The sequence below is a fragment of the Pseudomonas sp. HS6 genome, from assembly GCF_023375815.1.
In the GTDB taxonomy this organism is placed as follows: domain Bacteria; phylum Pseudomonadota; class Gammaproteobacteria; order Pseudomonadales; family Pseudomonadaceae; genus Aquipseudomonas.
Genome location: NZ_CP067412.1, coordinates 1,944,312 through 1,971,195, shown reverse-complemented (window position 1 = coordinate 1,971,195; position 26,884 = coordinate 1,944,312). Strand labels below are relative to the sequence as shown.

The following is a 26,884-nucleotide window of genomic DNA, read 5'->3' as shown; positions in this document are numbered from 1 at the left end:
TCGTTGGCCCGGTGTCAGCGGGCGTGGCTAATGGAATCTTGTTATCCGTCCGAATCCAGTCAGCCCCGAAAGGCGTCATCGGACGAAAGGCGAAGGGCACGGACCCTTCGCCTTTTTAAGCGTTTACGCGCCGACTACGATCGGCTTTGCCAGAGGCGGGACGGCGGCGCTTGCGGGCGCGATACCGGCTTCGAACTCTGGACGGAAGTATTTGATGGCACTGCCCAACGGCTCCACGGCACCCGGTGCGTGAGCACAGAAGGTCTTGCCCGGGCCGAGGAAGTTGACCAGACCCAGCAGGGTCTCGATGTCGCCTGGCTGGCCGCGTCCTTGTTCGATGGCCATCAGCAGCTTGACGCTCCATGGCAGGCCATCACGGCAAGGGGTGCAGAAACCGCAGGATTCACGCGCGAAGAACTGCTCCATGTTGCGCAGCAGGGACACCATGTTGACGCTGTCGTCCACCGCCATGGCCAGGCCGGTACCCATACGGGTGCCCACTTTGGCGATGCCGCCGGCGTACATTTGTGCGTCGAGGTGTTCAGGCAACAGGAAACCGGTACCGGCGCCGCCTGGCTGCCAGGCTTTCAGCTTGAAGCCGTCGCGCATGCCGCCGGCATAGTCTTCGAACAGCTCGCGACCGGTCACGCCGAATGGCAGTTCCCACAGGCCAGGGTTCTTGACCTTGCCGGAGAAGCCCATGAGCTTGGTGCCCATGTCTTCGCTGCCGTCGCGGGCCAACGATTTGTACCAGTCCACGCCGTCGGCAATGATCGCCGGCACGTTGCACAGGGTTTCAACGTTGTTCACGCAAGTCGGCTTGCCCCACACGCCAACGGCGGCAGGGAAGGGCGGCTTGGAGCGCGGGTTGGCGCGGCGGCCTTCGAGGGAGTTGATCAGTGCGGTTTCTTCACCGCAGATGTAACGCCCGGCGCCGGTGTGGACGAACAGCTCGAAATCGAAGCCGCTGCCCAGGATGTTCTTGCCCAGCAGGCCCGCTGCCTTGGCTTCTTCCACGGCACGGTTCAGGTGCTTGGCGGCGGTGGTGTACTCGCCACGCAGGAAGATGTAGCCACGGTAGGTTTTCAGCGCGCGGGCGCTGATCAGCATGCCTTCGATCAGCAGATGGGGCAGTTGCTCCATCAGCATGCGGTCTTTCCAGGTGTTCGGCTCCATTTCATCCGCGTTGCACAGCAGGTAGCGGATGTTGATGGATTCATCCTTTGGCATCAGGCCCCACTTCACGCCAGTGGGGAAGCCTGCACCGCCGCGACCTTTGAGGCCCGCGTCTTTCACGGTCTGGACGATGGCGTCCTGATCCATGTCGGCGAAGGCTTTGCGCGCAGCGGCGTAACCGTTCTTGGCCTGGTACTCGTCGAGCCACACGGCTTCGCCGTCGTCACGCAGGCGCCAGGTCAGCGGGTGAGTCTCGGCCGAACGCTGGATGCGGTTGGCAGGACCGAAAGAGGTCAGGGTCATACGTAGCCCTCGAGCAGTTTGGCGACGCCGGCAGGCTGGACATCGCCAAAGGTGTCGTCATCGATCATCAGCGCCGGTGCCTTGTCGCAGTTGCCGAGGCAGCAGACCGGCAGCAGGGTGAAGCGACCGTCGGCGGTGGTCTGGCCCAGGCCGATACCCAGGTTGTTCTGGATTTCGCTGACGACCGACTCGTGGCCACCGATGTAGCAGACCATGCTGTCGCAGACGCGAATGATGTGACGGCCGACCGGCTGACGGAAGATCTGGCTGTAGAACGTGGCTACGCCTTCAACGTCGCTGGCCGGGATGCCGAGGATCTCGCCGATGGCGTACAGAGCGCCGTCCGGCACCCAGCCGCGTTCTTTCTGAACGATCTTCAGGGCTTCGATCGACGCCGCGCGCGGGTCTTCGTAGTGATGCAGCTCGTGCTCGATGGCCGAGCGCTCGGTTTCACTCAAGGTGAAACGGTCTGTCTGGATAAGCGTGCTGTTCATGCTTAGCGGTCCACGTCGGCCATAACGAAATCGATACTACCCAGGTACGCAATCATGTCCGCGACCATGCTGCCTTTGATCACCGAAGGGATCTGTTGCAGATGCGGGAAGCTTGGAGTGCGGATCCGGGTACGGTAGCTCATGGTGCCGCCGTCGCTCGTCAGGTAATAACTGTTGATGCCCTTGGTCGCTTCGATCATCTGGAAGGATTCGTTGGCCGGCATGACCGGGCCCCACGAAACTTGCAGGAAGTGCGTGATCAAGGTTTCGATGTGTTGCAGCGTGCGCTCTTTCGGCGGCGGCGTGGTCAGCGGGTGATCCGCTTTGTACGGGCCTTCCGGCATGTTGCGCATGCACTGGTCGATGATCTTGATGCTCTGGCGCATCTCTTCGACGCGAACCATGCAGCGGTCGTAGGCATCGCCGTTGGCGGCCAGCGGCACTTCGAACTCGAAGTTCTCGTAGCCGGAGTACGGACGCGCTTTACGCAGGTCGAAGTCGCAACCGGTGGAGCGCAGGCCGGCACCGGTGACGCCCCATTCCAGGGCCTCTTTGGTGTTGTACTGCGCAACGCCGATGGTACGACCCTTGAGAATGCTGTTCTGCAGGGCAGCCTTGGTGTATTCGTCGAGGCGCTTTGGCAGCCATTCAACGAAGTCTTTCACCAGTTTTTCCCAGCCGCGTGGCAGGTCGTGGGCGACACCACCGATGCGGTACCAGGCCGGGTGCAGACGGAAACCGGTGATGGCTTCGATCACCGTGTACGCCTTCTGGCGGTCGGTGAAGGTGAAGAACACCGGAGTCATGGCACCGACGTCCTGGATGTAAGTACCCAGGAACAGCAGGTGGCTGGTGATCCGGAAGAACTCGGCCATCATGATGCGGATGACGTCGACCTTCTCGGGCACCTTGATGCCGGCCAGCTTCTCGACCGAGAGCACGTACGGCAGGTTGTTCATCACGCCGCCGAGGTAGTCGATGCGGTCGGTGTACGGAATGAAGCTGTGCCAGGACTGACGCTCGGCCATCTTCTCGGCGCCACGGTGGTGGTAACCGATGTCCGGAACGCAGTCGACGATCTCTTCACCGTCCAGTTGCAGGATGATGCGGAAGGCACCGTGAGCCGAAGGGTGGTTCGGACCCAGGTTGAGGAACATGTAGTCCTCGTTCGGGCCGGAACGCTTCATGCCCCAGTCTTCAGGACGGAAACGCGCGGCTTCTTCCTCAAGCTGCTGCTTGGCCAGGTTCAGGCTGTACGGATCGAATTCGGTGGCGCGCGCCGGGAAGTCCTTGCGCAGCGGGTGACCTTCCCAGGTCGGCGGCATCATGATGCGCGACAGGTGAGGGTGACCTTTGAAGTCGATACCGAACATGTCCCAGACTTCACGCTCGTACCAGTTGGCGTTCGGCCAGATGCTGGTGACGGTCGGCAAGCTGAGGTCGCTCTCGGACAAGGCAACCTTGATCATCACGTCACTATTACGTTCCAGCGACATGAGGTGATAGAACACGGTGAACTCGGCGTCGCTCGGCAGGCCTTGACGCTTGGTGCGCAGACGCTCGTCCACGCCGTGCAGGTCATAGAGCATGACGTACGGCTTGGGCAGGTTGCGCAGGAAGGTCAGGACTTCGACGAGTTTGGCACGCGCCACCCACAGCACCGGCATGCCGGTGCGGGTCGGCTGGGCGGTGAACGCCTCGGGGCCAAAACGATTGTTCAGTTCGACGACCACATCCTGGTCGTCTGCCTTATAAGGCGGGATGTACAGAGCACTGCCTGTAGTCATGGTTATTTTTTCGCTTTCGGTCAACGTAAAGAATGAAGCCAGCTTCTCGTTTCTTTGAAACAGACTGGATCAGACTTCGTCAGGGCTGCGCAGGTTGGTGACTGCGATTCGCTGTTCGCGGCGCTGTTCCTTCTGCGAAGGCATGTCGGCGCGATAAACGCCTTGATCGCCAACGACCCAGGAAAGTGGGCGACGCTCCTGGCCAATAGATTCCTGCAACAGCATCAAGCCTTGCAGAAATGCTTCCGGACGGGGCGGGCAGCCAGGTACGTAGACGTCAACGGGCAGGAACTTGTCCACCCCTTGCACCACGGAGTAGATGTCGTACATGCCACCGGAGTTGGCGCACGAACCCATCGAGATCACCCATTTGGGCTCGAGCATCTGCTCGTACAGACGCTGAATGATCGGCGCCATCTTGATGAAGCACGTACCGGCGATAACCATGAAGTCGGCCTGACGCGGTGATGCCCGGATGACTTCGGCGCCGAAGCGCGCGATGTCGTGGGGCGCCGTGAAGGCCGTGGTCATTTCCACGTAGCAGCACGAAAGACCGAAGTTGTACGGCCACAGGGAGTTCTTACGTCCCCAGTTGACCGCGCCACTCAGCACGTCTTCCAGCTTGCCCATGAAAATGTTTTTGTGGACTTGATCTTCTAACGGATCGGAAACGGTTTCCCGTTCGCCAATCGGATACTGCTCGTTAGGAGCATCGGGGTCGATTCTGGTGAGATTGTATTGCATTGCCAAAGCCTCATTGTTTCAGCTTCGCCTGCCGCTTGCGACGAGCTTCCGGAGCCCAGTCAAGGGCGCCCACTCGGAACAGGTAGACAAGACCTGCCAACAGAATTGCTATGAAAACGAGAGCTTCGACGAATCCGGTCCAGCCGCTTTCGCGGACGGACACAGACCATGCAAAGAGAAAGAGGGCTTCGATATCGAAGATCACGAACAGCATCGCGACCAGATAGAATTTGGCTGAGAGCCGCAAGCGGGCGCCACCGGTAGGTAGCATGCCGGACTCGAACGGTTCGTTTTTGCTGCGGCCCCAGGCTTTTGACCCGAGGAGGCTGGAGACGCCGAGCATGAAGGCACACAGGCCGACTACACCCAGAAGGAAAATGGCAAAGCCCCAGTTGTGGGCCATGAGTCCTGTCGCTTCGGGCATGCTGGTAATCCTTAACAGAGAGCAAAGGTCTCTGAGCTTGATAAAGAAATAAGGCAGTGACGATATGTCGCAGCAATCAATCGCGCTGATTTTATGGCTAAACACCCTGCAAGTAAAATTCCTATAGCGAAATTATTTATTGGAATAAGGACATAGCGCACCTTTATGACCCCGCAGCCCATGCGTTGCGGGCATTAGCCGGGATTTCACGAATTATGTTTTGTAGGAAATGTAACGAACATAGTTGCCGCTAAATGATAATTAATATCGTTTGGAGTGGTTTTGTAACTGTTTAGCGATTGGGCAGTTGGGAAGTTGTCTTATATCCGCGTTACTGCAAGTAGCGGCGGCGCACGTTTTAACCGATTTTTGTGACGCGGATAGCGCTCTGGATCAATGTTTTGTCTCGCAGGTTGTGCCGTCCTCGAGGTGCTCCGAAAGCCGCAGGCAAAAAAAACGCCCCGAACCAGTCGGGGCGTCAGTCTTTCGGCAATGCGGTTAGCTTTCTACACGGTCCGCAAAGGCCGTTCGCTCAGGCGAAGTCGATCAGTGGAACTGTTCTTCTTCGGTCGAACCGGTCAGCGCGGTCACCGAGGACGAGCCGCCCTGGATCACGGTGGTCATGTCGTCGAAGTAGCCAGTGCCCACTTCCTGCTGGTGAGCCACGAAGGTGTAACCCTTGGCGGCGTCAGCGAATTCCTGCTCTTGCAGCTTCACGTAGGCAGTCATGTCGTTGCGGGCGTAGTCGTGCGCCAGGTTGAACATGCTGTGCCACATGTTGTGAATGCCGGCCAGGGTGATGAACTGGTGCTTGTAACCCATGGCGGACAGTTCACGCTGGAACTTGGCGATGGTCGCGTCGTCCAGGTTTTTCTTCCAGTTGAAGGAAGGCGAGCAGTTGTACGACAGCAGTTGGTCCGGGTATTCCTTCTTGATCGCTTCAGCAAAGCGACGGGCTTCGTCCAGATCCGGCTTGGCGGTTTCGCACCAGATCAGGTCGGCGTACGGTGCGTAGGCCAGGCCGCGGGCGATTGCCTGGTCCAGACCTGCACGCACCTTGTAGAAGCCTTCCTGAGTGCGGGTGCCGGTTACGAACGGCTGGTCGTACGGGTCGCAGTCGGAGGTCAGCAGGTCGGCAGCGTTGGCGTCGGTACGGGCCAGGATAATGGTTGGTACGCCGGCAACGTCGGCAGCCAGACGAGCAGCGGTCAGCTTCTGCACGGCTTCCTGGGTTGGAACCAGAACCTTGCCGCCCATGTGGCCGCATTTCTTCACGGAAGCCAACTGGTCTTCGAAGTGAACGCCGGCGGCGCCTGCTTCGATCATGCTCTTCATCAGTTCGTAGGCGTTCAGTACGCCGCCGAAGCCGGCTTCGGCGTCAGCCACGATTGGCGCGAAGTAGTCGATGTAGCCTTCGTCGCCCGGGTTCTTGCCGGCTTTCCACTGGATCTGGTCGGCGCGACGGAACGAGTTGTTGATGCGCTTGACCACGGTCGGAACCGAATCCACCGGGTACAGCGACTGGTCCGGGTACATCGATTCGGCGGAGTTGTTGTCCGCAGCGACTTGCCAGCCCGACAGGTAGATCGCCTGGATGCCGGCTTTAACCTGCTGAACAGCCTGGCCGCCGGTCAGGGCGCCCATGCAGTTGACGAAATCTTTCTCTGGGCGGAAGGACGGCTTGGCACCCTGGGTGACCAGGTTCCACAGTTTTTCGGCGCCCATTTTTGCAAAGGTGTGCTCTGGTTGAACCGAGCCACGCAGACGGACGACGTCAGCAGCGGAGTAATTGCGAGTCACGCCTTTCCAGCGCGGGTTTTCAGCCCAGTCTTTTTCAAGGGCTGCAATTTGCTGTTCGCGTGTCTGTGCCATGGAGATAAACCTCGTCGCGTCTTTATGAAAAGTTGTTCTGCGGTGGAAAATTCCTTGCGCTCGCTGACCAGAAGCTTAGGTGGTCAGGTCGGGTTCGGCGGGGCAGGCGACGGGATGAACGATGGGCTCGAGGGGAAGTGAGCAGGTAAAGGCGAACTGGCGGGCGCATTCGGGCGTCGTGGGCCTTTATACGAACTACAGTGCAAAGCCGGGTTACCTAATTACGCTTCCGTCCCTCGGGACAACTTCGTTCCAGTCGGCAACCTCGTCAAACACACCTTGTGGGCGGTACAGACACGAAACGGCTCGCGGGGATGGGTGCGAGCATCGCTTCGAAGGCCCTTGCCAAGGCCTCTGATTAGCGGGAGCGAGGCCATCATGCCTTCGCTTTTTTGGCTCGTCAAACGTTTTGTAGTGCTTTTTTTCAAGCACTACATCTTTCGTCTAATACGACTAATCAGTCAGTTTTTGGTGCTTTAGTCCAGCGTGTCGACTTTCACTCGCAACGTCATGTCGTCCCGGCCTTGAGTCGAGTAGCTGCGGGTCAGGCCCTGTTTGTCGGCTTGAGTTTCGCGGTTCACGCCGGCGAGGGTGATCCATTCGCCCAGGCGTCCGGTGACGGTTGTGTCGGTGCTCTGCACGTTCACTACATCGGGACGTTCCTGGCTCATGCGGTCACGGTTGGTACTGATAGCCAGGTGAACGGTGTCGCCGGTGACGCTGGCGGTGACGTAGAAGCCTCGAGTGACGTTGCGATACTGGGTCTGGCTGCTGTAATCGCCGTAGGAATTGGTCTGGCTGCTGGTGATCGGCACGCTCTGGCCGACCTGGATCAGCGCGGGCGCGCCTTCACTGGCCTGGATCTGCTGGATGCCGCCGTCGCGGCTGGAGGTGCTGTAGTTGATGATCCTGGTTTGCAGGTCTCCGGTGTTCTGTTGGTTGTTTTCGTTGGTGTCGACGGTGATCAGCAGGCGTTTGGGCGCAGTGTCCAGTTGGGTCAGCAGGGCCTTCAGTTCTTGGATCTTGTCCGGTTCGGCCTTGACGATCAGTTGGTTGCCATAGGCGCTGACCTGGCCGTCCTTGCCGATGAAGTCCTGGGCGACCGGCAGCATGTCAGCGCTAGTGTGGTACTTGAGGGGCACGATTTCTGTGGCTGCCATCACCGAAAAACTGCAGCCGAGCAGCAGGGTGGTGAGCAGGGTGCGTAGGGACATGTCCGTTATCTCCGCTTTCGAAAGGCTTGATATTGCCAGTTTGTCGGCCCGGGGTGGGGCAAGTTGAATCGTAGACAGCAAAACGCCCCGGCATCATGAGATGGCGGGGCGTTTTGTGGTGTAAATCAAGCTTTGCGGCGGGCCGCAGGCTTCAGGCCGAATGGCGAACCATGTCGACATGCGGAATCCCTGCTTCCAGGAATTCCTCGCTGACCAGGCTGAAGCCCAGGCGCTCATAGAACGCCGTGGCTTGCACCTGCGCGCTGAGCATTTGTTGCTTCAGTCCGCGAGCTTCAGCTTCGGCGATAACCGCTTGCATCAGCGCGTCGCCGACCTTCAGCCCGCGCCAGTCCTTGAGCACCGAAACCCGGCCGACGTGCCCGTCGGGCAGCAGGCGGGCGGTGCCGATCGGAAAGTCGCCTTCGAAGGCCAGGAAATGCACCGCTGTAGCGTCATCGGCGTCCCACTCAAGCTCTGGCGGGACCGATTGTTCGGCAATGAACACCGTTTCGCGAATGCGGCGGATCTCGGCGTTGTCCTTTTGCCAGTCTGCAACACGTACGCGAATCTTATTCATCGTCGGCGAACCCCAGGCTCCCTTGCTTGACCAGTTCGCACAGCAGGCCGCGACCATCTTCGTCGTTCAGCCAGTCACCGAGGTTGTCGGTGTGCAGGGCGTCGGCGGAGCAGATCAGCTTCAGCAGTTCGCGCAGCTTGCCCGGCAGATAGCGGCTCTGGCCGCTGGCGAACAGCAGCAGATCGTCATCGACGTCCGACCACGCCAGGCGCGCGCTCGGGTTGCGAATCAGGATGGCGCCATCTTCGAGTGCGCCGAGGAGGTCTCCTTCCTCGACTTCTTCCGGTCCGACCACCAGCTCGGGGTAGCGTGGCTCGGTCATGTACTGGCCGAACCAGGTCAGCAGCAGGCGTTCGTCGCTCATGTGCTCGGCGAGCAGCGCTTTCAGACGGCCGAGTGCATCGTGCTGGATCTGGTGTGGGTCATCGCTGACCGGTTTCGCATCGGCGTCGGTGTAGCGTTCTTCGTCAGTCAGGAACTGGCTGAGGAAGTCGGTGAAGTGGGTCAGCACTTCAGCGGCGCTCGGTGCGCGGAAACCGACCGAGTAGGTCATGCAGTCGTCCACGGCAACGCCGCAGTGAGCCAGGCGCGGCGGCAGGTAGAGCATGTCGCCCGGTTCCAGGACCCACTCTTCGGTCTCGTGGAATTCGGCGAGGATGCGCAGGTCTGCGTGTTGCAGCAGTGGGCTTTCGGAGTCGCACATCTGGCCGATTTTCCAGTTGCGCTTGCCGTGGCCTTGCAGCAGGAACACGTCATAGTTGTCGAAGTGCGGACCGACGCTGCCACCCGGGGCGGCGAAGCTGATCATCACGTCGTCGACACGCCAGCTCGGCAGGAAACGGAAGTTTTCCAGCAGATCGCTGACTTCCGGCACGAACTGATCGACAGCCTGTACCAGCAGGGTCCACTCGCGTTCCGGCAGTTTGCTGAATTCGTCTTCGGCGAACGGGCCGCGACGCAGTTCCCATGGGCGCTCGCCGTGTTCGATCACCAGGCGCGATTCGACTTCTTCTTCCAGGGCCAGGCCGGCGAGTTCGTCGGCGTCGATCGGGCTTTCGAAATCAGGAATCGCCTGACGGATCAGCAGTGGCTTTTTCTGCCAGTAGTCGCGCATGAACTCGCGCGCCGTAAGACCACCCAGAAGTTGAAGAGGAATATCGGGATTCATATGTAACCTATTGAAAAAAAGCATTTTTCAGACGGGAATAAAAACGCCCGGCGCGGCCGGGCGTCTCAAACGGGTCAAGCAGTCGATCAGATGCGCTTGGCTTGCGCTACAGCGTTGCCGATGTAGTTGGCCGGAGTCAGTTGCTTGAGCTCGGCTTTCGCAGCGGCCGGCATGTCCAGGCCATCGATGAAAGTCTGCAGCGCTTCAGGGCTGATGCCCTTGCCACGCGTCAGTTCTTTCAGCTTCTCGTACGGGTTTTCGATGTTGTAGCGGCGCATCACGGTCTGGATCGGCTCGGCCAGAACTTCCCAGCAAGCGTCCAGATCGGCGGCGATCTTCTGCTCGTTGAGCTCCAGCTTGCTGATGCCTTTGAGGCTCGCTTCGTACGCGATCACGCTGTGGGCGAAGCCGACACCGAGGTTACGCAGAACGGTGGAGTCGGTCAGGTCGCGCTGCCAGCGGGAAATCGGCAGTTTGCTCGCCAGGTGCTGGAACAGCGCGTTGGCGATGCCCAGGTTGCCTTCGGAGTTTTCAAAGTCGATCGGGTTGACCTTGTGCGGCATGGTCGACGAACCGATTTCGCCAGCGATGGTGCGCTGCTTGAAGTAACCCAGGGAGATGTAGCCCCAGATGTCACGGTCGAAGTCGATCAGGATGGTGTTGAAGCGCGCAATGGCGTCGAACAGCTCGGCGATGTAGTCGTGCGGCTCGATCTGCGTGGTGTACGGGTTGAAGCCCAGACCCAGTTCGTCTTCGATGAAGGCACGGGCGTTGGCTTCCCAGTCGATCTGCGGGTAGGCCGACAGGTGAGCGTTGTAATTGCCGACAGCGCCGTTGATCTTGCCCAGCAGCGGAACGGCAGCGACCTGAGCGATCTGACGCTCGAGGCGGTAAACCACGTTCGCCAGCTCTTTGCCCAGCGTGGTCGGCGATGCTGGCTGACCGTGAGTGCGCGACAGCATCGGCACGTCGGCGAAACGGATGGCCAGTTCGCGGATAGCTTCGGCAGTCTGGCGCATCAGCGGCAGCATCACGTCATCACGGCCTTCTCGCAGCATCAGGGCGTGGGACAGGTTGTTGATGTCCTCGCTGGTGCAGGCAAAGTGGATGAATTCGCTGACAGCGGCCAGTTCAGGCAGCTTGGCGGCTTGCTCTTTGAGCAGGTATTCGATCGCTTTTACGTCGTGGTTGGTGGTGCGCTCGATCTCTTTCACGCGCTCGGCGTGCTCCAGCGAGAAGTTCTCGGCCAGTTCGTTCAGAACAGCGTTGGCTTCGGCGGAGAAGGCTGGCACTTCCGGGATACCGGCGTGAGCGGCCAGGCGCTGGAGCCAGCGCACTTCAACCAGAACGCGGGCACGGATCAGGCCGTACTCGCTGAAAATTGGGCGCAGGGCCTGGGTTTTGCCGGCGTAGCGGCCGTCAACAGGGGAAACCGCAGTGAGCGAAGAGAGCTGCATGGGGTGTTCTCGGACAGTCGGGCAACGAAATGGGGCGCGTATCATACATGAAAAAATCCGCCGGTCCGTCGCCAACTGACCGGCGTATTACGCGTTACTGACTCAAAACGGTATAGCGGGCGCGGTTCAGCTGCTGCGCATCAGCGGGTAAAGCTCTTTTAGCAACTTGCGACGACTGATCACCAACTGCCAGCGATGACCGCCCAGCTGACGCCACAGGCGTGCCGAGCGAATGCCGGCGAGCAGCAGGGCGCGGATCTTCGAGGCGTTGCTCGGCTGCTGCAGGTTGCGCATGTCGCCGTGCACCTGGATGCGTTGGCGCAAGGTGCTCAGGGTGTCCTGGTACAACGCGCCGCACGCGGCGATCACGTTTTCGTGAGCCGGGCCGAAATGCTCGACCTGCGACTGAATCTGCGGCAAACGCTTGCCGATCACGTCGAGCATGTCGTTGCGCTTGGCCAACTGCCGCTCAAGGCCAAGCATCGACAAAGCGTAGCGCAACGGCTCGCGCTGCAAGGTGCTCGGATCGCGTTCGAGGGCTCCGATCAATGCGCGATAACCGTCGCGCAGGTTGATGTCGTCACCGCCGTACACGTCCAGCGTGTCTTTCGGATCGCGGACCAGAAGGCTGCCGAGCATGCAGCTCAGACCGGCCTCGTTGGTCTGACCGGTCTTGGCGATTCGGTCAACCAGCACGGCGGCGAGAAACACGCCGCCCAGAGCCGTCAATTGCTCCTGAGTCGGGCTCATGCCTGGCCGCTCCACGGCTCGGCAACTTCAATCACGCCGCCGCCGAGGCAGATTTCTCCGTCATAGAACACCACCGACTGGCCTGGCGTGACCGCACGTTGTGGCTCGTCGAACACGGCGCGATAACCGGTCTCGGTTCTTTCCAGCGTGCAGGCCTGGTCGCTCTGGCGATAACGGACCTTGGCGGTCAAGCGCAGCGGCTGGCTCAGATCGATCGGGTTGACCCAATAGATTTCCGAAGCGAGCAGGGCGCTGGAAAACAACCATGGATGGTTGTTGCCCTGGCCGACGATCAGTTCGTTGGTGTCCAGATCCTTGCGCAGCACGTACCACGGTTCGTCGCCGGCGTCTTTCAGGCCGCCGATGCCCAGGCCCTGGCGCTGACCGATGGTGTGGTACATCAAGCCGTGGTGACGGCCGATGACTTCGCCTTCGGTGGTCTTGATTTCGCCCGGTTGCGCCGGCAGGTATTGCTTGAGGAAATCGCTGAAACGGCGCTCGCCGATGAAGCAGATTCCGGTGGAATCTTTCTTCTTGGCGGTCGCCAGTTCGTATTTCTCGGCGATTGCACGGACTTCCGGTTTTTCCAGCTCGCCGACCGGGAACAGGGTCTTGGCGATCTGTTCGCCGCCGACGGCGTGCAGGAAGTAGCTCTGGTCCTTGTTCGGGTCCAGGCCCTTGAGCAGTTCGGTACGACCATCGATGTCGCGGCGGCGCACGTAGTGACCGGTGGCGATCAGGTCGGCACCGAGCATCATGGCGTAGTCGAGGAACGCCTTGAACTTGATCTCGCGGTTGCACAGGATGTCCGGATTCGGCGTGCGGCCGGCCTTGTATTCGGCCAGGAAATGCTCGAACACGTTGTCCCAGTACTCGGCGGCGAAGTTGGCGGTGTGCAGCTTGATACCGATCTTGTCGCACACAGCCTGGGCATCCGCCAGGTCGTCCATGGCGGTGCAGTATTCCGTTCCGTCGTCTTCTTCCCAGTTCTTCATGAACAGGCCTTCCACCTCATAACCCTGCTCGATCAGCAGGAGAGCGGAAACGGAAGAGTCCACGCCGCCGGACATGCCGACAATGACGCGCTTCTTGGATGTGTCAGAAGGGGCTGGATCACGCATAGGGATTCAATGAGTGTCTTGAAAAAGGACGCGATTCTATCAGGCTCACGGCCTCAAGGCTAAAGGGAAGGGCGGATCAGTTCGAGGCCGAAGCGATTGCCCGCCAGATAATCATCGATGCAACGGATGATCAGCTCGCTGCGCCAGTGATCGCGCTGGGCCAATAATTCGTCGCGGGTCAGCCACTTGGCGCCGACGATACCGTCGTCCAACTGATAATCCGGGTGGTGTTTCACGGCTTTGGCGCTGAAGCACACGCGCTGGTAAGTCACGCCGTTGCTGGGGGCGGTGTACAGATAAATGCCGACTACGGCGGTGGGTTCGGCATCCCAGCCGGTTTCTTCGAGGGTTTCGCGTACGGCGGCTTCGATCAGGGTTTCGTCCGGATCCAGATGGCCGGCGGGCTGATTGAGCACGTTACGGCCAGCCTTGTGTTCCTCGACCATCAGGAAGCGGCCGTTGTCCTCGACGATGGTGGCGACGGTGATGTGGGGGAGCCACTCCATAAGTCTTCCTCAATTTCCAAAGCTTGAAACACTATCCCTGTGGGAGCTGGCTTGCCAGCGATAGCGGTGGGTCAATCACCATCAATGGTGGATGAGCAATGGTCATCGCTGGCAAGCCAGCTCCCACAGGGTTCTGAGTTGTTTGGCAAATGGGCCAGAAACACAAACCCCGGCACTGGGCCGGGGTTTGTTTACAGCGCTACAACCTTATACCAGCGCAGCAATCGCCGCGTTGAGGGTTGCGCTTGGGCGCATGGCCTTGCTGATCAGCTCGGCATCGGCGTGGTAGTAACCGCCGATGTCCACTGGCTTGCCTTGAACGGCGTTGAGCTCGGCGACGATGGTCGCTTCGTTCTCGGTCAGGGTCTTGGCCAGGGTCGCGAACTGCGCTTGCAGTGCAGCGTCTTCAGTCTGGGCGGCCAGGGCTTGTGCCCAGTACATTGCCAGGTAGAAGTGGCTGCCGCGGTTGTCGATGTTGCCGACTTTGCGCGATGGCGACTTGTTGTTGTCGAGGAACTGGCCAGTAGCCTGGTCCAGAGTCTTGGACAGAACCAGCGCTTTCGGGTTGTTGTAGTTCACACCCAGGTGCTCGAGAGAAGCGGCCAGGGCCAGGAATTCACCCAGCGAATCCCAGCGCAGGAAGTTCTCTTCGACCAGTTGCTGCACGTGCTTCGGAGCCGAACCACCAGCGCCGGTTTCGAACAGGCCACCGCCGTTCATCAGCGGCACGATCGACAGCATCTTGGCGCTGGTGCCCAGTTCCATGATCGGGAACAGGTCGGTCAGGTAGTCGCGCAGTACGTTGCCGGTCACCGAAATGGTGTCCTTGCCGTCGCGGGTGCGTTGCAGGGTGAACTTCATAGCGTCGACCGGCGCCATGATCTGGATGTCCAGACCGGCGGTGTCGTGATCCTTCAGGTAAGCCTGAACCTTCTCGATCACCACGCCGTCGTGGGCGCGCATCGGGTCCAGCCAGAAGATGGCCGGGGTGCTGCTTGCGCGAGCACGGTTGACCGCCAGTTTGACCCAGTCCTGGATCGGCGCGTCTTTGGTCTGGCACATGCGGAAGATGTCGCCGGCTTCAACAGCCTGTTCCATCAGCAGGGTGCCTTTGCTGTCGGTCACGCGCACCACGCCGTCGGCCTTGATCTGGAAGGTCTTGTCGTGGGAACCGTACTCTTCGGCTTTTTTAGCCATCAGGCCAACGTTTGGCACGCTGCCCATGGTGGTCGGATCGAAAGCGCCATTGGCTTTGCAATCTTCGATCACGGCCTGGTAGATGGTGGCGTAGCAGCGATCCGGGATCACAGCCTTGGTGTCGTGCAACTGGCCGTCGGTGCCCCACATCTTGCCGGAGTCACGGATCATGGCCGGCATCGAGGCGTCGACGATAACGTCGCTCGGCACGTGCAGGTTGGTGATGCCTTTGTCGGAGTTGACCATCGCCAGCGACGGACGAACGGCGTAGACCGCTTGAATGTCAGCTTCGATCTGAGCTTGTTGCTCGGCCGGCAGGGCTTTGATGCGGGCGTACAGGTCGCCGATGCCGTTGTTCAGGTTGAAGCCGATCTCGGCCAGCACGTCGGCGTGCTTGGTCAGGGCGTCTTTATAGAACTCGGCAACGATCTGGCCGAACATGATCGGGTCGGAGACCTTCATCATGGTGGCTTTCAGGTGAACCGACAGCAGCACGCCTTGTTGCTTGGCGCTGTCGATTTCAGCGGCGATGAACGCACGCAGGGCCTTTTTGCTCATCACGGAGCAGTCGAGGATCTCGCCCGCCTGAACGGTGGTTTTTTCTTTCAGGACGGTCGCGGTGCCGTCTTTGGCGATCAGCTCGATCTTCACGGCGTCAGCGGCGTCGATCAGGGCAGCTTTTTCGCTGCCGTAGAAATCGCCGGTGCTCATGTGAGCGACGTGGGACTTGGAGTCATTGGCCCAGGCGCCCATTTTGTGCGGGTGCTTGCGCGCGTAGTTCTTGACCGACAGCGGAGCGCGACGGTCGGAGTTGCCTTCACGCAGAACCGGGTTCACGGCGCTGCCCTTGACCTTGTCGTAGCGCGCCTTGGTGTCTTTGTCGGCGTCGCTGGTCACGGTTTCCGGGTAGTCCGGCAGGTTGTAGCCTTGGGCTTGCAGCTCTTTGATCGCGGCTTGCAGTTGCGGAGCCGAGGCGCTGATGTTCGGCAGCTTGATGATGTTGGCTTCAGGCGTAACGGCCAGGTCGCCCAGTTCGGCGAGGTGGTCGGCTACGGCTTTGTCGCCCAGTTGCTCGGGGAAGCTGGCCAGAATACGTGCTGCAAGAGAGATATCGCGGGTTTCCACGGCGATATCGGCCGAGGCGGTGTAAGCCTCGATGATCGGCAGCAGGGAATAGGTGGCGAGGGCTGGAGCTTCGTCGGTGAAGGTATAGATGATCTTCGAGCGGGTGGGCATATTCGGATTAACTCTCTCTTCTTTGCTAAAGCGTGCGCAGAAACTCGAGGGGCGCCGGGTAAGCGCGTTCGTTCAAAGTCATCCATGAACCGAATGTCGAGATTCTTCGCGGTGATGTTGGGTGCATCAGTAGAGCGTCAAGCAGTCGGACTGCGGTAACAGTTCAACCAATCAGGCGGAAAGTCTCGTGCTAGAGAGGCCAGCCGTCGTGACCCTTTGGTCAGCGGGCGGCATTATACATAGGTAGCTGGCAATCTGCCGATGGTTCATATGCAACGATTCTCGTCCATTGGTCTAAAGGTCGCAGGGCGGGGTGGGGCGTAGAGTCGCCGTGAATGCTTGAGATTGGCGCTTTTCCCTTTGCTTTCAGGCTTGTACGAAACGAGATGTGGTCGCGCCCGGAACAGAGGGTTTGCGTGTTGATTTAACTGGGTTACGCTCGAACCAAGCCAGATGTTCAATCCAAACAATGGAGTTCAGCATGGGTTACAAGAAGATTCAGGTTCCAGCCGTCGGCGACAAAATCACCGTCAACGCAGACCATTCTCTCAATGTCCCTGATAACCCGATCATTCCCTTCATTGAAGGTGACGGCATTGGCGTCGACGTCAGCCCTGTGATGATCAAAGTGGTTGATGCTGCCGTGGCCAAGGCCTACGGGGGCAAGCGCAAGATTTCCTGGATGGAGGTTTATGCTGGCGAAAAAGCAACTCAAGTCTATGACCAGGACACCTGGCTGCCCCAGGAAACCCTGGACGCCGTCAAGGATTACGTCGTTTCCATCAAGGGCCCACTGACCACTCCGGTCGGTGGCGGCATCCGCTCCCTCAACGTTGCCCTGCGCCAACAGCTCGATCTCTATGTCTGCCTGCGCCCGGTTGTGTGGTTCGAAGGCGTGCCGAGCCCGGTGAAAAAGCCTGGCGACGTCGACATGGTGATCTTCCGCGAGAACTCCGAAGACATCTATGCCGGTATCGAATGGAAGGCCGGCTCTCCTGAAGCCACCAAGGTCATCAAGTTCCTGAAGGAAGAAATGGGCGTCACCAAGATCCGTTTCGATCAGGATTGCGGTATCGGCATCAAGCCTGTTTCGAAAGAAGGCACCAAGCGTCTGGTGCGCAAGGCCCTGCAATACGTCGTGGACAACGACCGCAAGTCGCTGACCATCGTGCACAAGGGCAATATCATGAAATTCACCGAAGGTGCCTTCAAGGACTGGGGCTACGAGGTGGCGAAGGAAGAATTCGGCGCCGAGCTGCTCGATGGCGGCCCGTGGATGAAATTCAAGAACCCGAAAACCGGCCGTGAAGTCATCGTCAAGGACGCCATCGCCGACGCCATGCTCCAGCAAATCCTGCTGCGTCCGGCCGAATACGATGTGATCGCCACCCTTAACCTCAACGGCGACTACCTGTCCGACGCCCTGGCGGCGGAAGTGGGCGGTATCGGTATCGCGCCGGGTGCCAACCTGTCCGACACCGTGGCCATGTTCGAGGCGACCCACGGTACTGCGCCCAAGTATGCTGGCAAGGACCAGGTCAACCCGGGTTCGGTGATTCTGTCAGCCGAGATGATGCTGCGCCACTTGGGCTGGACCGAGGCGGCTGACCTGATCATCAAGGGCACCAATGGCGCGATCAAGGCCAAGACCGTGACCTACGACTTCGAACGTCTGATGGAAGGCGCCACGCTGGTGTCTTCTTCGGGCTTCGGTGAGGCGATCATCAAGCACATGTAAGAAAGACAGCTGCAACGAAACCGCCCGGCTCGAGTGATCGAGTCGGGCGGTTTGTTTCTGGCAGGTGTTCTGGTCGCTTCAGCTGGTCACTGATTGATGCTGAGCGGCGGTCGACGCGGCATCTTTTGCGGCTTCGACATTCTGAATTTTTGTGGCGTGCAGGCCTTTGGGCCCTTGCACAATGTCGAATTTAACGACTTGCCCGGCTTTGAGGGTTTTGTATCCGTCCATTTCAATGGCGGAATAGTGGGCAAAGAAATCGATCTCCTTGCCGTCCTCGTCCTTCCCCTCGAAGGATTCGGTATTGATGAAACCGAACCCCTTGGCATTGTTGAACCATTTCACCTTGCCGACAGCCATGCTCAAATCCCTCTGCAACAGTCTCCATCGCTGGAGTATCATCCAATTCATCCGCAGTCGAATCCGTTAAAAAGATTGACTCCGCGGATCTTTTTTACCCACTGTGGGTTCTATTGGTTGTAACACCGTTTTCCCGATAGTCAAGGTGACCGGGCAGTCGGAGTTGAAAACGTGTCAAACCGCCCCCACCACTGTATTTGCACAACTGACGAACCTTTCTTTCCATGCATGCAATCAGCCAGATTCGACTAACATTCAATCAGGATCGCCCGCTTCTCCAAAAGGATCTTCCACAGGAGCACGACGACGATTCGGCAGGCGTTGCTGTTCAGGAAGCAAAGCCCGCGTTACAGGCGCCGCCGATGTACAAGGTGGTTTTGTTTAATGATGACTACACACCGATGGATTTCGTCGTCGAAGTGCTCGAGGTGTTTTTTAACCTGAATCGCGAGCTGGCGACCAAGGTCATGCTGGCCGTCCATACAGAAGGACGGGCAGTATGTGGAGTGTTTACCCGCGACATCGCCGAGACAAAGGCCATGCAGGTCAACCAGTACGCCAGGGAAAGCCAGCATCCGCTACTCTGTGAAATCGAGAAGGACGGTTAATCGCCGACCACTTGGGTATGAGGTGAAGCTATGTTAAACCGCGAGCTCGAAGTCACCCTCAATCTTGCCTTCAAGGAGGCACGTTCGAAGCGTCATGAGTTCATGACCGTCGAACACCTGCTGCTGGCCCTATTGGACAATGAGGCTGCCGCCACCGTATTGCGTGCCTGCGGCGCAAACCTCGACAAACTCAAGCACGACCTGCAGGAGTTCATCGACTCCACCACGCCGCTGATCCCCGTCCATGACGAAGATCGCGAAACCCAGCCAACCCTGGGCTTCCAGCGTGTATTGCAACGTGCTGTCTTTCATGTGCAGAGCTCGGGCAAACGCGAAGTAACCGGCGCCAACGTGCTGGTTGCAATCTTCAGTGAGCAAGAGAGTCAGGCGGTGTTCCTGCTGAAACAGCAGAGCGTTGCACGCATTGATGTCGTCAACTATATCGCCCACGGCATTTCCAAAGTGCCGGGGCATGGCGATCACTCTGAAGGTGAACAAGATATGCAGGACGACGAGGGCGGTGAGTCTTCTTCTTCAGGCAATCCGCTGGATGCTTATGCCAGCAACCTCAACGAACTCGCACGCCAGGGCCGGATCGATCCGCTGGTCGGGCGTGAAACGGAAGTCGAGCGTGTCGCGCAGATCCTCGCGCGTCGTCGCAAGAACAATCCGCTGCTGGTGGGCGAGGCGGGCGTGGGTAAAACCGCGATTGCCGAAGGCCTGGCCAAACGCATTGTCGACAACCAGGTGCCGGATCTGCTGGCCAACAGCGTCGTTTATTCCCTGGATCTGGGCGCCTTGCTCGCAGGCACCAAGTATCGCGGTGATTTCGAGAAACGCTTCAAGGCGTTGCTCAACGAACTGAAAAAACGTCCGCAGGCGATCCTGTTCATCGACGAGATCCACACCATCATCGGTGCGGGTGCCGCGTCGGGTGGCGTCATGGATGCCTCGAACCTGCTCAAGCCGCTGTTGTCGTCTGGCGACATTCGCTGCATCGGTTCGACCACGTTCCAGGAATTCCGTGGCATCTTCGAAAAAGACCGTGCCTTGGCGCGCCGCTTCCAGAAGGTCGATGTGGTCGAGCCGTCGGTGGAAGACACCATCGGTATCTTGCGCGGCCTGAAAGGGCGTTTCGAGCAGCACCACAACATCGAATACAGCGATGAGTCGCTGCGCGCGGCTGCGGAACTGGCTTCGCGCTACATCAATGACCGGCATATGCCGGACAAGGCTATCGATGTGATTGACGAGGCGGGCGCCTATCAGCGTCTGCAGCCGGTCGAGAAGCGTGTGAAGCGCATCGAAGTGCCGCAGGTCGAAGACATTGTGGCGAAGATCGCGCGTATTCCGCCGAAGCACGTCACCAGTTCCGACAAAGAACTGCTGCGTAACCTCGAGCGTGACCTGAAGTTGACGGTGTTTGGTCAGGACGCGGCGATCGATTCGCTGTCGACTGCGATCAAGCTGTCCCGTGCTGGTCTCAAGTCGCCGGACAAGCCAGTCGGTTCGTTCCTGTTCGCAGGGCCTACCGGTGTTGGTAAAACCGAAGCGGCGCGGCAGTTGGCCAAGGCGCTCGGAATCGAGCTGGTTCGTTTCGACATGTCCGAGTACATGGAGCGTCACACCGTATCGCGTCTGATCGGTGCACCTCCGGGTTATGTCGGGTTCGACCAGGGCGGTCTGTTGACCGAAGCAATCACCAAGCAACCGCATTGCGTACTGCTGCTCGATGAAATCGAGAAGGCGCATCCGGAAGTCTTCAATCTGCTGCTGCAGGTGATGGACCACGGCACGCTGACCGACAACAACGGGCGCAAGGCGGATTTCCGCAACGTGATCGTGATCATGACCACCAACGCCGGTGCTGAAACGGCGGCGCGTGCTTCGATCGGTTTCACCCATCAGGATCATTCGTCCGATGCGATGGAAGTGATCAAGAAGAGCTTCACGCCGGAATTCCGCAACCGTCTGGACACCATCATTCAATTTGGTCGCCTCAGTCATGAGGTCATCAAAAGTGTGGTGGACAAGTTCCTCACCGAACTTCAGGCGCAGCTGGAAGACAAGCGTGTGCTTCTGGAAGTCACCGACGCGGCGCGCAGTTGGCTGGCGGCCGGTGGTTACGATTCGGCCATGGGCGCTCGTCCGATGGCGCGTCTGATCCAGGACAAGATCAAGCGTCCGCTGGCGGAGGAGATTCTGTTTGGCGAGCTGGCCGAGCATGGCGGTGTGGTTCACATCGACATCAAGGATGGTGAGCTGACGTTTGACTTCGAGACCACTGCAGAAATGGCCTGACAGCTGGCTTTGCTGTAATGCGAAAAGGCGCCTTCGGGCGCCTTTTTGTTGTCTGGTTGTATGGTTGTTTGGTGTGAATATCCGTTGCTTCGGTAACGGCGTCTTAGGGTTCCGCCCTTACGGCGGGTCACTTTTGGCAAACGCCCCAAAAGTAACCAAAAGGTCTATGCCCTGACGTACGGCCCTCGCTGTGGCTCGGGTTCCTTCGCTCCGGGATCGATCCGGGCGCATCGCCTACGGTTTGCTTCGCTGCACCTCCTCTCGATGTGTTTGGCTTCGCCAAACGGTCGCTGCGCTCCCACCCCGGATCAATCCCTCCACTCAGCCTGCCGACGGGCCTTGCGATCAAAAGCGGTACTTGAGCTAACGCTCGTCGTGTTGAGTGGGGGGGGGGGAGCGGGGCGTGTTCGGCTTTGGTTTTGTGGTGGATTTACCCCTCACCCCAGCCCTCTCCCCAAGGAGAGGGAGCCGATTTGTGGTCCTTTCAAAACCTGAGTTCAACGCGGTATCGCACGTCGGCGAATCTCTCCCCAGCACCCCGATCAATCCCATCTCCCCGAGGAGATGGAGCTCATTGGTGTGCTTTCAAAAACTGAGTTCAGCGCGGTATCGCACGTCGGCGCACCTCTGCCAAACCACGCGGTCAGTTCCCTCTCCCTCCGGGAGAGGGGTAGGGTGAGGGGCTCTTGATCTAGCCTTTGCTCTGGCTCTGGCTCTGGCTCTGGCTCTGGCTTTTGCTCTCCAGCCCCTTCGGCAGGCCGAGCGGAGGTGTCCATCAGGGGGGGAGGCGCGCAGCGCCGTGCGGCGAAGCCGCATACATCGAGAGGAGGTGCAGCGAAGCAAACCGTAGGCGATGCCCCCTGATGGACACCGTAGCGAGGGAACGCTGAGCCTAGGCGAAGTGCCGTACGCCGGGGCTCAGCCTTTTTGGTTACTTTTTCGGCGTTTGGAAAAAGTGACCCGCCGTAAGGGCGGAACCCTAAGACGCCGTTACCGCAGCAACGGATATACACTCAAAACCAACAAACCCATCAAATCCCAGACAAACAAAAACGCCCGGCATTAAGCCGGGCGTCTTGTATTGACTTGATTAGCGAGCGCGGTAAGTAATACGCCCTTTGCTCAAGTCATAGGGCGTCAGCTCGACGCGCACTTTGTCACCGGTAAGAATACGAATGTAGTTCTTGCGCATCTTGCCGGAGATATGCGCGGTTACGACGTGCCCATTTTCCAACTCCACACGAAACATGGTGTTGGGCAGGGTGTCGACGACAGTGCCTTCCATTTCGAAGCTGTCTTCTTTCGACATGCAGTAAAGCCCTCGGTGTCCAATGAATGGCCCGGTGCAACTGCGCCAGGCAAAAGCGGCGTGCATTGTGCCCGAAAAATGGGGTTTACGCCAAGGGGTTTAGGGCTTGCATTCAGTTCAGGATGACCCAGCGCTGATTAATCAGTAGTTCGATCGGTCGATATTGGGTCTTGTAGTTCATCTTTTTGCAGTTTTTGATCCAGTAACCCAGGTATACCGCCTCGAGCCCCAGCCGCTGGGCCTCGCCGATCTGCCAAAGGATGGCGTAGCGCCCCAGGCTGCGGCGCTCTTCCTCGGGTTCGTAAAAGGTGTAGACCGCCGACAGACCGTTGGGCAGCAGATCGGTGACGGCGACCGCCAGCAACCGTCCGTCGAGCCGGAACTCGTAGAAACGTGAGAAGGGCAGGTCGCGAACCAGAAAAGTCGAGAATTGATCACGGCTCGGCGGGTACATATCGCCGTCGGCATGACGCTGTTCGATGTAGCGCTGATAAAGATCGAAATATTCTTCGCTGAAACCAGGCTTGACCGGGCGCACCTGCAGGTCGGCGTTGCGTTTGAAAATGCGCTTCTGCTGGCGATTGGGGTTGAACTGCGCCACCGGAATGCGCGCAGGCACGCAGGCATTGCAGTTCTGGCAATGCGGGCGGTACAGGTGATCGCCGCTGCGACGAAAGCCCATTTCCGACAGGTCTGCGTAGACATGCACATCCATGGGCTGGCTCGGATCGAGAAACAGGGTCGTAGCCTGTTCCTCGGGCAGATAACTGCAAGAGTGAGGCTGAGTGGCATAAAACTTCAACCGCGCCAACTCGGTCATGATCAACCCTCGGGGGTAAGCTGGTGAATTAAGTGTAAGCCACGCGCGCAAAAGTCGCTCAGCAAACCCAGGTGGCAAGGTTGGGTTGGTCGAGGTGCCGGGCCAGATACTCGGCAAATGCGGGGCGTGAGATCGCCCGGGCACCGAGGCTGTGCAGATGATCGGTAGGCATCTGGCAGTCGATCAGCACGAAGCCCGAGTCTCTGAGGTGTCGCACCAGCGTAGCGAAGCCGTACTTGGAGGCATTGTCGGCGCGACTGAACATCGATTCGCCAAAAAACAGTTGCCCCATCGCCAGGCCGTAGAGCCCGCCGACCAGTTCGCCCTGGTCCCAGACTTCCACCGAATGGGCGAAGCCGCGCTGGTGCAGTTCGACATAGGCATCCTGCATGGCCTGGGTGATCCAGGTGCCATCGGCGTAATCCCGTGGCGCGGCGCAGGCGCGGATGACGGCTGCGAAATCCTGATCGAAGGTCACTTGGTAGCGTTGCTGGCGCAGCAGTTTGCCCAGACTGCGTGAGACATGCAGCTCGTCGGGAAACAACACGGTGCGCGGGTCTGGCGACCACCAGAGGATCGGCTGGCCTTCGGAGAACCACGGAAAGCAGCCGTGGCGATAGGCCTGGATCAAGCGATCGGCAGACAGGTCGCCGCCGGCCGCCAGCAATCCGTTGGGATCGCGCATGGCCTTTTCCAGTGGCGGGAAAGTCAGTGAATTGCGTTGTAACCAAGTCAGCATGGCGTCCAGGCTTGCAGAAGGGGAGGGCAGTGGGCCGAAGGGCCCGTTGCAAAGTGTGCCGTTAAATAGCGCGAATGTCCTCCCGAACCTGCGCGATGATTGCAAGGCTGCAACTTGGTCGGGTAGGCGCGGTCGTAGACGGGCATCGAGTGCGAACTTGCAGAGTGTTCGGGAGTGCGTCGAATGGGGGCATTTGGCCGTCATGAGCGATCAGATGGGGATGCTTCGCTACGTTCATCAAATACACCTCATAAGCCTTTGTCACAAAAGACAATGCATGCTCAAATTGCGTCGCAGGTTTTGTCTGCTTGGCTATGCTGGAACCTGGGGTTTGAAGCATGGCATCGAACGCGCAAACCCGTACAATGCCGGGCTGTTACAGAATATTCGCAGCACGCCGTGTTTATAAAAGGCGGGGTGCAGTGTTAAAAGTAGTCTCAGTTGCGCCCGTCAATTTTTTTACCTGCCTGGATTGGGCAGTTTTTTATCGTCATTCAATAGATGGACGCGCCTCTGGCGCAGGAAAAGAAGCGTTTTGAAGAAATCCACCGCAGCACCAAAAACAGTCGTCCCGCTCTGGCGCCAGCAATTGCACTACCGACTCAAGGAAGGTGCATTGATCGCCATCGGTGCCTTGTGCCTGTTCCTGATGATGGCCTTGCTGACTTATGGCAAGGACGATCCGGGTTGGAGCCACAACAGCAAGATCGACGATGTGCAGAATTTCGGCGGTCCGGCGGGCTCCTACAGCGCCGACATCCTGTTCATGGTGCTGGGTTACTTCGCGTACATCTTCCCATTGTTGCTGGCGATCAAGGCCTATCAGATCTTTCGTCAGCGCCACGAGCCGTGGCAGTGGAGCGGCTGGCTGTTCTCCTGGCGCCTGATCGGCCTGGTGTTTCTGGTGTTGTCCGGCGCTGCGCTGGCGCACATTCATTTCCACGCCGCCACCGCGTTGCCGGCCGGTGCCGGTGGCGCGCTGGGTGAAAGCCTCGGTGACCTGGCTCGCAACGCCCTGAACATTCAGGGCAGCACCTTGCTGTTCATCGCACTGTTCCTGTTCGGCCTGACCGTATTCACCGACCTGTCGTGGTTCAAGGTGATGGACGTTACCGGCAAGATCACCCTTGACCTGTTCGAACTGTTCCAGGGTGCGGTCAACCGCTGGTGGTCGGCGCGTACCGAGCGCAAGCAACTGGTCGCGCAATTGCGTGAAGTCGATGACCGGGTGCATGACGTGGTCGCCCCGACCGTCACCGACAAGCGCGAGCAGGCCAAGGTCAAGGAGCGTCTGATCGAACGTGAGCAGGCCCTGAGCAAGCACATGTCCGAGCGCGAGAAACAGGTTCCGCCGGTCATCGCTCCGGCTCCGGTCAAGGCGCCCGAGCCAAGCAAGCGCGTGCAGAAAGAGAAGCAGGCGCCGTTGTTCGTCGACAGCGCCGTGGAAGGCACCTTGCCGCCGATCTCGATTCTCGATCCAGCGGAAAAGAAACAACTCAACTACTCGCCCGAATCCCTGGCGGCGGTCGGCCACTTGCTGGAGATCAAGCTCAAGGAATTCGGCGTCGAAGTCACTGTGGATTCGATCCATCCCGGCCCGGTCATTACCCGTTACGAAATCCAGCCAGCCGCTGGCGTCAAGGTCAGCCGTATCGCCAACCTGGCGAAAGACCTTGCACGTTCGCTGGCCGTAACCAGCGTGCGGGTGGTCGAGGTGATTCCGGGCAAGACCACGGTCGGTATCGAGATTCCCAACGAAGACCGGCAGATCGTGCGCTTCTCCGAAGTGTTGTCGACGCCTGAATACGACAACTTCAAGTCGCCGGTCACCCTGGCCCTGGGCCACGACATCGGCGGCAAGCCGGTCATCACTGACCTGGCGAAGATGCCGCACTTGCTGGTGGCCGGTACCACCGGTTCCGGTAAGTCGGTGGGCGTGAACGCGATGATCCTGTCGATCCTGTTCAAATCCGGCCCGGAAGACGCCAAGCTGATCATGATCGACCCGAAGATGTTGGAACTGTCGATCTACGAAGGCATTCCGCACTTGCTGTGCCCGGTCGTGACCGACATGAAGGACGCCGCCAACGCCCTGCGCTGGAGCGTTGCCGAGATGGAACGCCGCTACAAGCTGATGGCGAAGATGGGCGTGCGTAACCTGTCCGGCTTCAACGCCAAGGTCAAGGAAGCCCAGGATGCCGGTGAGCCGTTGAGCGATCCGCTGTACAAGCGCGAAAGCATCCACGACGAAGCGCCGCTGCTGCAGAAGCTGCCGACCATCGTCGTGGTCGTGGACGAATTCGCCGACATGATGATGATCGTCGGCAAGAAAGTTGAAGAGCTGATTGCCCGTATCGCCCAGAAAGCGCGGGCGGCCGGTATCCACCTGATCCTCGCGACCCAGCGTCCGTCGGTGGACGTGATCACCGGTCTGATCAAGGCCAACATCCCGACGCGGATGGCATTCCAGGTATCGAGCAAGATCGACTCCCGGACCATCATCGACCAGGGTGGCGCCGAACAACTGCTCGGCCACGGTGACATGCTCTACATGCCGCCGGGCACCAGCCTGCCGATCCGGGTTCACGGCGCCTTCGTGTCCGACGATGAAGTGCATCGGGTGGTGGAAGCCTGGAAGCTGCGCGGCGCGCCGGAATACAACGACGACATCCTCAACGGTGTCGAAGAGGCGGGCAGTGGTTTCGAAGGCAGCAGCGGCGGTGGTGACGGCGATGATCCGGAAGCCGACGCGCTGTACGACGAAGCCGTGCAGTTCGTACTGGAAAGCCGTCGCGCCTCCATCTCCGCTGTACAGCGCAAGCTGAAGATCGGTTACAACCGTGCCGCGCGCATGATCGAAGCCATGGAAATGGCTGGCGTCGTGACGTCCATGAACACCAACGGTTCTCGCGAAGTCCTGGCCCCTGGCCCGGTGCGCGACTGATTCGATACCCTGATTCACATGCAAAGGACGGTGCATGAA

Annotated in this window: 22 protein-coding genes; 4 read left to right on the top strand and 18 right to left on the bottom strand. The window is 59.2% G+C overall.

From position 1 onward, the window contains the following. Positions 1–123: 123 nt before the first annotated feature. The 14 genes from nuoF to JJN09_RS09035 all read right to left on the bottom strand — a co-directional run bounded on the left by nuoF (position 124) and on the right by JJN09_RS09035 (position 16,026). The gene (nuoF, locus tag JJN09_RS09100) at positions 124–1,479 is read right to left on the bottom strand and encodes an NADH-quinone oxidoreductase subunit NuoF (protein WP_007951458.1); all 1,356 of its coding nucleotides are present in this window, start codon (positions 1,477–1,479) and stop codon (positions 124–126) included. Next, positions 1,476–1,973, bottom strand: coding sequence for an NADH-quinone oxidoreductase subunit NuoE (gene nuoE / locus JJN09_RS09095; RefSeq protein WP_003223804.1), 498 nt, complete (start codon positions 1,971–1,973; stop codon positions 1,476–1,478). Before nuoE ends, nuoF begins: the two co-directional genes overlap by 4 nt. A gap of 2 nt (positions 1,974–1,975) precedes the next feature. Beyond that, on the bottom strand, positions 1,976–3,760 hold the full coding sequence (nuoC, locus tag JJN09_RS09090; RefSeq protein WP_016987416.1) for an NADH-quinone oxidoreductase subunit C/D: 1,785 nt from the start codon (positions 3,758–3,760) through the stop codon (positions 1,976–1,978). 69 nt (positions 3,761–3,829) lie between these two features. Beyond that, positions 3,830–4,504 (bottom strand): NADH-quinone oxidoreductase subunit B family protein, encoded by a 675-nt coding sequence (locus tag JJN09_RS09085; protein ID WP_003223809.1) that lies wholly within the window; start codon positions 4,502–4,504, stop codon positions 3,830–3,832. Between the two features lie 10 nt (positions 4,505–4,514). Next, positions 4,515–4,928 (bottom strand): NADH-quinone oxidoreductase subunit A, encoded by a 414-nt coding sequence (locus JJN09_RS09080; protein WP_003223812.1) that lies wholly within the window; start codon positions 4,926–4,928, stop codon positions 4,515–4,517. 546 nt (positions 4,929–5,474) lie between these two features. Continuing rightward, positions 5,475–6,800, bottom strand: a complete 1,326-nt coding sequence (aceA, locus tag JJN09_RS09075; protein WP_249486934.1) for an isocitrate lyase — start codon at positions 6,798–6,800, stop codon at positions 5,475–5,477. A gap of 476 nt (positions 6,801–7,276) precedes the next feature. Then, entirely contained in the window at positions 7,277–8,014 is a 738-nt protein-coding gene (locus tag JJN09_RS09070) for a secretin N-terminal domain-containing protein (RefSeq protein WP_249486933.1), read from the bottom strand. A gap of 151 nt (positions 8,015–8,165) precedes the next feature. Continuing rightward, positions 8,166–8,591 (bottom strand): GNAT family N-acetyltransferase, encoded by a 426-nt coding sequence (locus JJN09_RS09065; protein ID WP_249486931.1) that lies wholly within the window; start codon positions 8,589–8,591, stop codon positions 8,166–8,168. Beyond that, positions 8,584–9,759: a cupin domain-containing protein gene (locus JJN09_RS09060; RefSeq protein WP_249486929.1), complete on the bottom strand. Its 1,176-nt coding sequence runs from the start codon at positions 9,757–9,759 to the stop codon at positions 8,584–8,586. Before JJN09_RS09060 ends, JJN09_RS09065 begins: the two co-directional genes overlap by 8 nt. An 86-nt stretch (positions 9,760–9,845) precedes the next feature. Further along, positions 9,846–11,216 carry an adenylosuccinate lyase gene (purB, locus tag JJN09_RS09055; RefSeq protein ID WP_249486927.1) on the bottom strand — a complete coding sequence of 457 codons (1,371 nt, stop codon included), beginning with the start codon at positions 11,214–11,216 and terminating at the stop codon, positions 9,846–9,848. A 126-nt stretch (positions 11,217–11,342) separates the two neighbouring features. Beyond that, on the bottom strand, positions 11,343–11,966 hold the full coding sequence (gene hflD, locus JJN09_RS09050) for a high frequency lysogenization protein HflD (RefSeq protein ID WP_096822257.1): 624 nt from the start codon (positions 11,964–11,966) through the stop codon (positions 11,343–11,345). Next, positions 11,963–13,087, bottom strand: a complete 1,125-nt coding sequence (gene mnmA / locus JJN09_RS09045) for a tRNA 2-thiouridine(34) synthase MnmA (RefSeq protein WP_249486926.1) — start codon at positions 13,085–13,087, stop codon at positions 11,963–11,965. Before mnmA ends, hflD begins: the two co-directional genes overlap by 4 nt. 59 nt (positions 13,088–13,146) lie before the next feature. Then, complete coding sequence (locus JJN09_RS09040) at positions 13,147–13,593, bottom strand: NUDIX hydrolase (RefSeq protein ID WP_249486925.1); 447 nt, start codon at positions 13,591–13,593, stop codon at positions 13,147–13,149. A 207-nt stretch (positions 13,594–13,800) separates the two neighbouring features. Then, positions 13,801–16,026: an NADP-dependent isocitrate dehydrogenase gene (locus JJN09_RS09035; RefSeq protein ID WP_249486924.1), complete on the bottom strand. Its 2,226-nt coding sequence runs from the start codon at positions 16,024–16,026 to the stop codon at positions 13,801–13,803. A gap of 481 nt (positions 16,027–16,507) precedes the next feature. On the opposite strand from JJN09_RS09035, the gene icd reads away from it, so the two are divergent. Then, a complete protein-coding gene (gene icd, locus JJN09_RS09030; protein ID WP_003223831.1) occupies positions 16,508–17,764 on the top strand; it encodes an NADP-dependent isocitrate dehydrogenase in 1,257 nt (418 codons plus the stop codon). Positions 17,765–17,842: 78 nt separating this feature from the next. Here the strand turns inward: icd and JJN09_RS09025 are convergent, their stop codons facing one another. Next, positions 17,843–18,124, bottom strand: coding sequence for a cold shock domain-containing protein (locus tag JJN09_RS09025; RefSeq protein WP_249486923.1), 282 nt, complete (start codon positions 18,122–18,124; stop codon positions 17,843–17,845). 224 nt (positions 18,125–18,348) lie between these two features. Here JJN09_RS09025 and clpS point away from each other — a divergent pair, with 224 nt between their 5' ends. Continuing rightward, positions 18,349–18,732, top strand: a complete 384-nt coding sequence (gene clpS / locus JJN09_RS09020) for an ATP-dependent Clp protease adapter ClpS (RefSeq protein ID WP_011334948.1) — start codon at positions 18,349–18,351, stop codon at positions 18,730–18,732. Between the two features lie 30 nt (positions 18,733–18,762). Continuing rightward, positions 18,763–21,033 (top strand): ATP-dependent Clp protease ATP-binding subunit ClpA, encoded by a 2,271-nt coding sequence (gene clpA, locus JJN09_RS09015; RefSeq protein WP_085732141.1) that lies wholly within the window; start codon positions 18,763–18,765, stop codon positions 21,031–21,033. 1,090 nt (positions 21,034–22,123) lie between these two features. Here the strand turns inward: clpA and infA are convergent. The 3 genes from infA to aat form a co-directional block, all read right to left on the bottom strand. After that, positions 22,124–22,342, bottom strand: a complete 219-nt coding sequence (gene infA / locus JJN09_RS09010) for a translation initiation factor IF-1 (RefSeq protein WP_002553999.1) — start codon at positions 22,340–22,342, stop codon at positions 22,124–22,126. Between the two features lie 112 nt (positions 22,343–22,454). After that, the gene (locus tag JJN09_RS09005; protein WP_096822650.1) at positions 22,455–23,162 is read right to left on the bottom strand and encodes an arginyltransferase; all 708 of its coding nucleotides are present in this window, start codon (positions 23,160–23,162) and stop codon (positions 22,455–22,457) included. Positions 23,163–23,220: 58 nt separating this feature from the next. Next, positions 23,221–23,901, bottom strand: coding sequence for a leucyl/phenylalanyl-tRNA--protein transferase (gene aat / locus JJN09_RS09000; protein ID WP_249486922.1), 681 nt, complete (start codon positions 23,899–23,901; stop codon positions 23,221–23,223). A 535-nt stretch (positions 23,902–24,436) separates the two neighbouring features. Between aat and JJN09_RS08995 the strand changes: the two genes are divergently transcribed. Continuing rightward, positions 24,437–26,845 (top strand): DNA translocase FtsK, encoded by a 2,409-nt coding sequence (locus tag JJN09_RS08995; RefSeq protein ID WP_102622714.1) that lies wholly within the window; start codon positions 24,437–24,439, stop codon positions 26,843–26,845. Positions 26,846–26,884: the final 39 nt, after the last annotated feature.

Bases quoted from the DNA above. Each gene is read 5' to 3' on its own strand.
- clpS (WP_011334948.1), top strand. From the start codon at position 18,349: ATGCATGCAATCAGCCAGATTCGACTAACATTCAATCAGGATCGCCCG.
- aceA (WP_249486934.1), bottom strand. From the start codon at position 6,800: ATGGCACAGACACGCGAACAGCAAATTGCAGCCCTTGAAAAAGACTGG.
- JJN09_RS09035 (WP_249486924.1), bottom strand. From the start codon at position 16,026: ATGCCCACCCGCTCGAAGATCATCTATACCTTCACCGACGAAGCTCCA.
- JJN09_RS09085 (WP_003223809.1), bottom strand. From the start codon at position 4,504: ATGCAATACAATCTCACCAGAATCGACCCCGATGCTCCTAACGAGCAG.
- purB (WP_249486927.1), bottom strand. From the start codon at position 11,216: ATGCAGCTCTCTTCGCTCACTGCGGTTTCCCCTGTTGACGGCCGCTAC.
- JJN09_RS09080 (WP_003223812.1), bottom strand. From the start codon at position 4,928: ATGCCCGAAGCGACAGGACTCATGGCCCACAACTGGGGCTTTGCCATT.
- icd (WP_003223831.1), top strand. From the start codon at position 16,508: ATGGGTTACAAGAAGATTCAGGTTCCAGCCGTCGGCGACAAAATCACC.
- JJN09_RS09040 (WP_249486925.1), bottom strand. From the start codon at position 13,593: ATGGAGTGGCTCCCCCACATCACCGTCGCCACCATCGTCGAGGACAAC.
- JJN09_RS09065 (WP_249486931.1), bottom strand. From the start codon at position 8,591: ATGAATAAGATTCGCGTACGTGTTGCAGACTGGCAAAAGGACAACGCC.
- clpA (WP_085732141.1), top strand. From the start codon at position 18,763: ATGTTAAACCGCGAGCTCGAAGTCACCCTCAATCTTGCCTTCAAGGAG.
- nuoE (WP_003223804.1), bottom strand. From the start codon at position 1,973: ATGAACAGCACGCTTATCCAGACAGACCGTTTCACCTTGAGTGAAACC.
- JJN09_RS09060 (WP_249486929.1), bottom strand. From the start codon at position 9,759: ATGAATCCCGATATTCCTCTTCAACTTCTGGGTGGTCTTACGGCGCGC.
- JJN09_RS09025 (WP_249486923.1), bottom strand. From the start codon at position 18,124: ATGGCTGTCGGCAAGGTGAAATGGTTCAACAATGCCAAGGGGTTCGGT.
- aat (WP_249486922.1), bottom strand. From the start codon at position 23,901: ATGCTGACTTGGTTACAACGCAATTCACTGACTTTCCCGCCACTGGAA.
- JJN09_RS09070 (WP_249486933.1), bottom strand. From the start codon at position 8,014: ATGTCCCTACGCACCCTGCTCACCACCCTGCTGCTCGGCTGCAGTTTT.
- JJN09_RS09005 (WP_096822650.1), bottom strand. From the start codon at position 23,162: ATGACCGAGTTGGCGCGGTTGAAGTTTTATGCCACTCAGCCTCACTCT.
- mnmA (WP_249486926.1), bottom strand. From the start codon at position 13,087: ATGCGTGATCCAGCCCCTTCTGACACATCCAAGAAGCGCGTCATTGTC.
- nuoF (WP_007951458.1), bottom strand. From the start codon at position 1,479: ATGACCCTGACCTCTTTCGGTCCTGCCAACCGCATCCAGCGTTCGGCC.
- infA (WP_002553999.1), bottom strand. From the start codon at position 22,342: ATGTCGAAAGAAGACAGCTTCGAAATGGAAGGCACTGTCGTCGACACC.
- nuoC (WP_016987416.1), bottom strand. From the start codon at position 3,760: ATGACTACAGGCAGTGCTCTGTACATCCCGCCTTATAAGGCAGACGAC.
- hflD (WP_096822257.1), bottom strand. From the start codon at position 11,966: ATGAGCCCGACTCAGGAGCAATTGACGGCTCTGGGCGGCGTGTTTCTC.